Annotated in this window: 7 protein-coding genes; 3 read left to right on the top strand and 4 right to left on the bottom strand. The window is 63.8% G+C overall.

The genetic code is table 11. The features are described 5' to 3' along the window. Window positions 1-598: 598 nt before the first annotated feature. Complete coding sequence (locus tag SOX55_RS03455; protein ID WP_325286041.1) at window positions 599-1774, top strand: NAD(P)-dependent malic enzyme; 1176 nt, start codon at window positions 599-601, stop codon at window positions 1772-1774. 130 nt (window positions 1775-1904) lie between these two features. Here SOX55_RS03455 and deoD read toward each other — a convergent pair whose 3' ends face one another. From deoD to SOX55_RS03475, 4 genes are all read right to left on the bottom strand, one after another. Beyond that, on the bottom strand, window positions 1905-2630 hold the full coding sequence (gene deoD, locus SOX55_RS03460) for a purine-nucleoside phosphorylase (RefSeq protein ID WP_325286042.1): 726 nt from the start codon (window positions 2628-2630) through the stop codon (window positions 1905-1907). 13 nt (window positions 2631-2643) lie between these two features. Continuing rightward, the gene (gene mtnA, locus SOX55_RS03465) at window positions 2644-3711 is read right to left on the bottom strand and encodes an S-methyl-5-thioribose-1-phosphate isomerase (protein WP_325286043.1); all 1068 of its coding nucleotides are present in this window, start codon (window positions 3709-3711) and stop codon (window positions 2644-2646) included. Between the two features lie 13 nt (window positions 3712-3724). Then, complete coding sequence (locus SOX55_RS03470) at window positions 3725-4525, bottom strand: DeoR/GlpR family DNA-binding transcription regulator (RefSeq protein ID WP_325286044.1); 801 nt, start codon at window positions 4523-4525, stop codon at window positions 3725-3727. A gap of 162 nt (window positions 4526-4687) precedes the next feature. After that, window positions 4688-5266, bottom strand: a complete 579-nt coding sequence (locus SOX55_RS03475; protein WP_325286045.1) for a hypothetical protein — start codon at window positions 5264-5266, stop codon at window positions 4688-4690. A gap of 237 nt (window positions 5267-5503) precedes the next feature. On the opposite strand from SOX55_RS03475, the gene SOX55_RS03480 reads away from it, so the two are divergent. Together SOX55_RS03480 and SOX55_RS03485 are read left to right on the top strand one after the other, a co-directional pair. After that, a complete protein-coding gene (locus SOX55_RS03480; protein ID WP_325286046.1) occupies window positions 5504-6622 on the top strand; it encodes a sensor histidine kinase in 1119 nt (372 codons plus the stop codon). 4 nt (window positions 6623-6626) lie between these two features. Further along, complete coding sequence (locus SOX55_RS03485) at window positions 6627-7340, top strand: response regulator transcription factor (protein ID WP_325286047.1); 714 nt, start codon at window positions 6627-6629, stop codon at window positions 7338-7340. The last annotated feature ends 261 nt before the right edge of the window (window positions 7341-7601 follow it).

The raw sequence follows: 7601 nt of genomic DNA on the forward strand, positions 1-7601 counted from the left end.
TCTGCCGCCGCAAGTTGCGGGAGTGCGGCGGTCGTCGTGGTGGAAAACCGAAAGGGCTGTCCTTCTCTTCCCGCGCGTTCCGCTTCGCTACGCGCATACCCGGGCAATAAACGATAACCCCCCGGGTATGCGCGTAGCGAAGCGGAACGCGCGGGAAGAGAAGGACAGTCCTTTCGGTTTTCCACCCCGACAACTGCCGCACTCCCGCAACTTGCGGCGGCAGACTCTCCGGGACTGCCAGTGTCAGACGCACCCGGCAGAAGATTTCCGGGATTCTGTCGGCAGGGTCTGAGGAGACCCCCAGTCTACCCTTTGGCGCATCCAAAGGGTACGCCCAGCGCCTTTTTCTTCCACCGTGTACGGCGCATTCTTTTTCGGCAAGACGAAAAAGAATGGGGGGTGCAAAGCCTGCGATCTTCATCGCGCCTCCCGGCGATGGCCGGCACCCCCGCACCGGGTCCGGCGCGTCATCCCGCCGGTGATCACCGGCCCCCACCCAACCGCCCGGTATTCCAAAAAGTGTTGACGGAAAAAGGGGAACGTAGTACATTAAACGGGAAATCAAATTTCCGCCGCTGTGCGGAGTAGGAGGAACGATATGGATTACGCGAAGGAATCCCTGCGGCTCCATCAGGAGTGGAAGGGCAAGATTGAGATGGTGGCCCGGGTGCCGGTGAAAACCAAGGACGACCTGTCCCTGGCCTATACCCCCGGCGTGGCCCAGCCCTGCCTGGAGATTCAGAAGGACCCGGAGAAGTCCTATGAGCTGACCCGCCGCCACAACCTCTGCGCCGTCATTACCGACGGCAGCGCCGTTCTGGGCCTGGGCGACATCGGCCCCGAGGCCGGCATGCCGGTGATGGAGGGCAAGTGCGTGCTGTTCAAGGCCTTCGGCGACGTGGACGCCGTGCCCCTGTGCGTCAAAACCAAGGACGTGGACGAGTTCGTCAACACCGTGGCGCTGATCTCCGGCTCCTTCGGCGGCATCAACCTGGAGGACATCGCCGCCCCCCGCTGCTTTGAGATCGAGCGGAAGCTGAAGGAAAAGTGCGACATCCCCATCTTCCACGACGACCAGCACGGCACCGCCGTCATCACCCTGGCGGGCCTCACCAATGCCCTGAAGGTGGTGGGCAAGAAGCTGCCGGAGGTGAAGATCGCCGTCAACGGCGCCGGCTCCGCCGCCATCGCCATCACCAAACTGCTGCTGTCCGCCGGTGCCACGGACGTGACGCTGTGCGACCGCAGCGGCGCCATCTACGAGGGCCGGGAGAAGGGCATGAACTGGATCAAGGAGGAGATGGCAAAGGTCACCAACCCCGCCCGCACCGCCGGCACCCTGGCCGACGTGATCCGGGGCGCCGACGTGTTCATCGGCGTGTCCGCCCCCAAGTCCCTCACCCAGGACATGATCCGCACCATGGCGAAGGACCCCATCATCTTTGCCTGTGCCAACCCCACCCCCGAAATCTTCCCGGATGAGGCCAAGGCCGCCGGCGCCCGGGTGGTGTCCACCGGCCGCAGCGACTATCCCAACCAGATCAACAACGTGCTGGCCTTCCCCGGCATCTTCCGGGGCGCCTTCGATGTGCGGGCCAGCGACATCAACGAGGAGATGAAGGTGGCCGCCGCCAAGGCCCTGTCCGGCCTCATCTCCGACGAGGAACTCAGCGAGGACTACATCATCCCCAAGGCCTTCGACCCCCGTGTGGGTCCCGCCGTGGCTGCCGCCGTGGCCCAGGCCGCCCTGGATTCCGGCGTGGCCCGCATCTGATGGTTTTCTGATAACACAAGAGGAGATGACGAACGTCATCTCCTCTTGCTTTTTATAAAAGCCTGGCAGAGTACGCGCCCGCGGCGGGGGGCGGCTCTCTCAAAAAGTGGCTCAGCCGCTTTTTTGAAGGTCAGATCATCTTCCAGGCCGTCTCCAGCGCCACCTTCATCATGTCGTTGAAGGACTGCTCCCGCTCCGCGGAGGACAGCAGCTCCCCGGAGAACAGGTGGTCGGAGATGGTGAGGATGCTCAGAGCCTTCTTACCGCAGCCGGCGGCGGTCCAGTAGAGGCCGGCTGCCTCCATCTCCACGCACAGGTGGCCCAGCTTGCGCAGCTTCTCGTTGATGGTGGGGTCGGGATAGTAGAAGAAGTCGGAGGTGTACACCTTGCCCACCACGGCGGGGATGTTCAGATCCCTGGCGGACTCCACCGCGTCGGAGAGCATGCCGTAGTCGGCCACGGCGGCCAGCTTGCCGGGCATGTCATAGGCGTCGCCGTAGGCGGAGTTGCTGGAGGCGGCCATGGCGATGACCACGTCCCGGACCTTCACCTCGTCGCTGAGGCCGCCGGCGGAGCCGATGCGGATGATGGCGTCCACGTCGAACTGGGTGTACAGCTCCGTGGCGTAGATGCCCATGGAGGGCACGCCCATGCCGTGGCCCATGACGGAAATCTGCTTGCCCCGGTAGGTGCCGGTGTAGCCCAGCATGTTGCGGACGGTGTTGAAGCAGACGGGGTTTTCCAGATAGTGGTCGGCCACGTACTTGGCCCGCAGGGGATCGCCGGGCATGAGGACCACCTTGGCGATTTCCTGGTCGGTGACGGAGATGCTGGCGGAAATGGATTCTTTGGTCATGATGGGAACCTCCTTATTCAAACAGCTTTTTCAGGCTTTCGGTAAACGGGGGATAGCAGATGCCCTTTTCCGTGACGATGGCGGTGAGGAGCGTGTGGTCCGTCACGTCGAAGGCGGGGTTGTAGCACTTGACCTCCTGCAGCGCCATGGGCTCGGCGTAGAACTTCTCCCGGATCTCGCCCGGGTCCCGCTGCTCCACGGGGATGTGGTCCCCGTCGGGACAGGCCATGTCGATGGTGGAGGTGGGCCCCAGGGTGTAGAAGGGGATGCCGTAGTGTTTGGCCAGAATGGCCACGCCGGAGGTGCCGATCTTGTTGGCGAAGTCGCCGTTGGCGGCGATGCGGTCGCAGCCCACGAAGCAGGCCTGCACCCACCCGTTTTTCATGACGATGCTGGCCATGTTGTCGCAGATGAGGGTCACGTCCACCCCCGCCTTCTGCAGCTCAAAGGAGGTGAGCCGGGCGCCCTGGAGCAGCGGCCGGGTCTCGTCGGCGAACACGCGGAACTCCATGCCCCGCTCCTTGCCCAGCAGGATAGGCCCCAGGGCGGTGCCGTAGCGGGAGGTAGCCAGGGGGCCGGCGTTGCAGTGGGTCAGGATGCCGTCGCCGTCCTTCACCAGGGTCAGGCCGTATTCGGCGATCCTGGTGCACATGGAGATGTCCTCCTGATGGATGGCGGTGCACTCCGCCCGCAGCCGGTCCAGAATCTCCGCCGCCGGCTGCCCGGCACCGTCCGTCACCACCTGCTCCATCCGGGCCAGCGCCCAGTTCAGGTTCACCGCCGTGGGCCGGGAGGCGTTCAGGTACTCCCGCTGGCGGTGAAACTCCGCGGCGAAGGCGTCATAGGGCAGGTGAGCGTACTGCTGGGCCAGCACGTACATGGCGTAGCCGGCAAAAATGCCGATGGCCGGGGCGCCCCGGACCCGCAGCTTCAGAATCGCCTCGTAGCAGTCCTCCTCCCGGCTGAGGGTCAGGTAGACCACCCGGTTGGGCAGCTGGGTCTGGTCCAGAATCACCACGCTGCGGCCGTCGCCGGACAGGCGGATGTTGTCGGTATGGATAATCTTCGCAAGCTCGTCCATGGAAAAACTCCTTTCACAGTGTGCCGTAAATCACCCGGACGCCCACCTTCAGAACCCCCCGCAGGCAGGCGGTCATCTCCGCCGTGGAACCGGCGTACCGGTCCGTCACCACGGCGTAAAGCTGCTGGCAGGCGCAGTCCACGTAAGGGGCGGTGCCCCCCAGCCTGGTGTGGTCCGCCAGCAGGTACAGCTGCTCCGATCGCCGCAGCAGCTCCCGCTTGGCCTCGGACTCCTCGTAGCTCTGCTCCATGACCCCCTTCTGGGCGGACAGGGCGGTGGCGGAGAAAAAGCATTTGCCGATGTTGATGTGCTCCAGCAGGTCCGGGTTCCGGATGCTCACCAGGGACATATCCCGGTGGCGCAGCAGCCCGCCGGTGAGCAGCACCTGCACCGAGTCGGAGTCGGCGAACTGCAGGGCGATGTTCAATCCGTTGGTCACCACGGTAATGGACTTCTCGTGGAGCAGGGGGCACATCTGCAGTGCGCAGTTGGACCCGTCCAGGGCGATGATGTCCCCGTCCTGCACCTGGGCCGCGGCGGCCTTGGCGATGAAGCGCTTCTCCTCCCCCGCCGGGGAGTAGCCGGGCCGGGCGGCCTCCTTCCGGGCGGATTTGGCCTTCTCCTTCTCCGGCGCGGCCACGGCGCCGCCGTAGACCCGGGAGATCAGCCCCTCCTTCTCCAGGGCCTGCAGGTCCCGGTGGATGGTCATGTAGGTGACGCCGAAGGTCCGGGCCAGCTCCTGCACGTCGATGGAGCCCCGGAGGCGCAGCGTATTCAGAATCTCCTGCTTGCGGATGTGGGGCAGTGTTTTCATGGCGGTTGCCTCCCTGCTCCGGCGGCCCGGTGTTTCACAATAGTAATATTGTATACCAGCTTCCGGGGAAAAAGCAACCGCGGCGTCGGAGATGGCGGGAAAAAAACAGGACAGCCCGGTCTTCAAAGACCGGGCTGTCCTGTGGGGAGAGAAAGGGAGGCTTCAGGCTGCATCGGAGGTCAGCAGGCGGTTGAGCACCGCGGCGGCCTCGTCGGCGTCTTTCAGGTTGTAGAGCACCAGACCCATGAGGTTATCCATCTCCGAGGAGGAGAGGTTGCTCTTGGGGTGGCAGCTGCGCCAGCGCAGCTGCTTGCCGATGTCCTCATACAGGGCGGTGCCGATGACCAGGCAGGGATAGGGGGACTCGTCCTCCACCAGGCGGAAGTCATCGATATGGTCCAGCCGGATGGAGAACACGGAGCTGAACCGCTGGATCAGCAGCACCCGGCGGTCCGTGATCAGATACCGCTGGGCCTGCACGTTTTTCCACTCCAGCACAGGCGACAGGGCCACCAGCGCCGCCACTGTCAGCACGCCGCCCACGAAAACCGGGCTGGCGGGATGGTTGTTGATCAGATACGCCCACAGAAGCCCCGCGGTGATCACCACCGTGGCAATCCACTGGGCCAGGATCTTCAGCCCGCTCTTCTGCCGGCTGTCCAGCAGCGGGAAGGGGGCGCTGGTGCCGCTCCACAGGACCTTTTCGCTCTTCAGCAGAATCTTATCCAAATTCTTGTCCATCACGATACCTCATTTCTTGGCGCTTACCGGTAGCTTCTGTTACCATCATATCCGAAAATCCGTTCAATGGGTGACAAGGGACGGGCCGCCCCTGTTCAGAGACTGTAAAAAACCGGAAGAAAATTTGCTGTTTTTTCACAGGATTTTAACACCAAGTATGGTATAATAGCCCAAAGGCCGTTATGAGCGTCCCGGCTGCCGGGAAGCGCGGCGGAGCTGTTTCCGGGGGAGGGTGCCATGGATCAAAAACGTCTGAAAGAGCTGTTCCCGGTGTCCTGGAGGGACCTGGTAACCTTTGTGGCCATTATGCTCTGCGCCACCGCCTGCTGCTACGCCATGCGGATTCTGGACGGCAGCGGCGAGTTCGCTACGCTGATTTACGTGATGGCGGTGCTGATGGTGTCCCGGTTCACCAACGGGTACCTGTTCGGCCTGCTGGCGTCGCTGCTGGGGGTGCTGTTTGTGAACTTCCTGTTCACCTACCCCTACCGGGCCTTCAACTTCGTCATTGCCGGCTATCCCCTCACCTTCCTGACCATGGCGGTGGTGTCCACCATGACCTGCGCCATGACCAACCAGGTCCGCCAGCAGGAGAAGCTGCGGGCGGAGAATGAAAAGGAGAAAATGCGGGCCAACCTGCTGCGCTCCGTGTCCCACGACATCCGCACCCCCCTCACCAGCATTGTGGGGGCCACCTCCACCATTCTGGAAAACCGGGAACGGCTGTCGGTCCGGGACCAGGAGCTGCTGCTGCAGGATGTGCGGGAGGAGGCCCAGTGGCTGATCCGCATTGTGGAGAACCTGCTGAGCGTCACCCGCATGAGCGAGGAGGAGACGGCCCGTATCACCAAAACGCCGGAGGCGGCGGAGGAGGTGGTGGGCGAGGCGGCCCGGAAGTTCCGCAAGCGCTTTTCCCACATCTCCGTGTCGGTGGAGGCGCCGGAGGAGCTGCTGATGGTGCCCATGGACGCCATCCTCATTGAGCAGGTGCTGGCAAACCTGCTGGAAAACGCCGCCATCCACGGAAAGACCACCACCCACATCCGACTGTCCGTCTGCCGGGAGGGAAACTGCGCCCTGTTCACCGTCCGGGACAACGGCGGCGGCATTCCGGAAAAGCAGCTGGCCAACCTCTTTGATGACCGGGTCCGCCGGACCGAGGAGACCACGGCGGGAGACAAAAAGCGGAACATGGGCCTGGGCCTGACGGTCTGCAAGGCCATTGTCCACGCCCACGGCGGCGTGATGAGTGCCGGAAACCTGCCGGAGGGCGGCGCGGAGATGCGCTTCACCCTGCCGCTGGGAGAGGGCTGTCCGGCAGCGGAGCCGCCTCTGGCGGTATATGGAAAGGAGTGATCCCATGACCATTCGGGACAAAATTCTGATTATTGAGGATGAACAGAGCATCGCCCGCTTCATCTCCACCATTCTGGCCGCCAACGGCTACGAGACCATGCTGGCCCGCACCGGCAGCGAGGGGCTGTCCATGGTGTCCTCCAACTGCCCGGATCTGGTGATTCTGGACCTGGGCCTGCCGGACATGGACGGCATGGACATTCTCAAGAGCCTGCGCGGCTGGTCCAGCCTGCCGGTAGTGGTGGTGTCCGCCCGGTCCCACGAAAAGGACAAGGTGGCGGCGCTGGACATGGGCGCCGACGACTATCTCACCAAGCCCTTCGGCACCGACGAGCTGCTGGCCCGGGTGCGCACCGCCATGCGCCACACCCGCACCGCCACCGGCAACGACGAGCTGGCCCGCCGGGGGACCTACAGCGTGGGGGACCTGGTGATTGACTACAACAAGCACCAGGTGCTGGTGGGAGGCGTCAACGCCAAGCTGACCCTCAGCGAGTTCCGCATTGTGGCCCTGCTGGGCAAGCACGCCGGCAAGGTGCTGACCTATGACTACATCATCCGGGAGCTGTGGGGCCCCCGGGCCGGCAGCGACAACCAGATCCTGCGGGTGAACATGGCCAATATCCGTCGGAAGATCGAGAAGAACCCGGCGGAGCCCCAGTACATCTTCACCGAGGTGGGCGTGGGCTACCGCATGGCCGAAGGGGACGGAAACTGAATCTTTTGCCCGTGACGCGGCTCTCTCCGAAAGGAGGGAGCCGTTTTTTTTCGCCGGTTTAGGCGGGGGATTGCGCCCGTCCGGGTGCCGGGGGATGCAGCGAAGGCTGCGGCTTCCCGGAACCACCGTCGCGGCAGTACGATTCCCGGCCCCGTTGGGGCCGCCAATCGTGCCGCTTCCTCGAAACAGCCCTCGCTGTTTCCGCCGCTGGCGGCGCTTCGCCTGTTTCCCCCGTTTTCTTTGGGTCTTGCCCAAAGAAAA

Origin of the sequence: Dysosmobacter sp. (assembly GCF_034093755.1) — a bacterium.
In the GTDB taxonomy this organism is placed as follows: Bacteria; Bacillota; Clostridia; order Oscillospirales; family Oscillospiraceae; genus Oscillibacter.

Bases quoted from the DNA above. Each gene is read 5' to 3' on its own strand.
- SOX55_RS03455 (WP_325286041.1), top strand. From the start codon at position 599: ATGGATTACGCGAAGGAATCCCTGCGGCTCCATCAGGAGTGGAAGGGC.
- deoD (WP_325286042.1), bottom strand. From the start codon at position 2,630: ATGACCAAAGAATCCATTTCCGCCAGCATCTCCGTCACCGACCAGGAA.
- mtnA (WP_325286043.1), bottom strand. From the start codon at position 3,711: ATGGACGAGCTTGCGAAGATTATCCATACCGACAACATCCGCCTGTCC.
- SOX55_RS03470 (WP_325286044.1), bottom strand. From the start codon at position 4,525: ATGAAAACACTGCCCCACATCCGCAAGCAGGAGATTCTGAATACGCTG.
- SOX55_RS03475 (WP_325286045.1), bottom strand. From the start codon at position 5,266: ATGGACAAGAATTTGGATAAGATTCTGCTGAAGAGCGAAAAGGTCCTG.
- SOX55_RS03480 (WP_325286046.1), top strand. From the start codon at position 5,504: ATGGATCAAAAACGTCTGAAAGAGCTGTTCCCGGTGTCCTGGAGGGAC.
- SOX55_RS03485 (WP_325286047.1), top strand. From the start codon at position 6,627: ATGACCATTCGGGACAAAATTCTGATTATTGAGGATGAACAGAGCATC.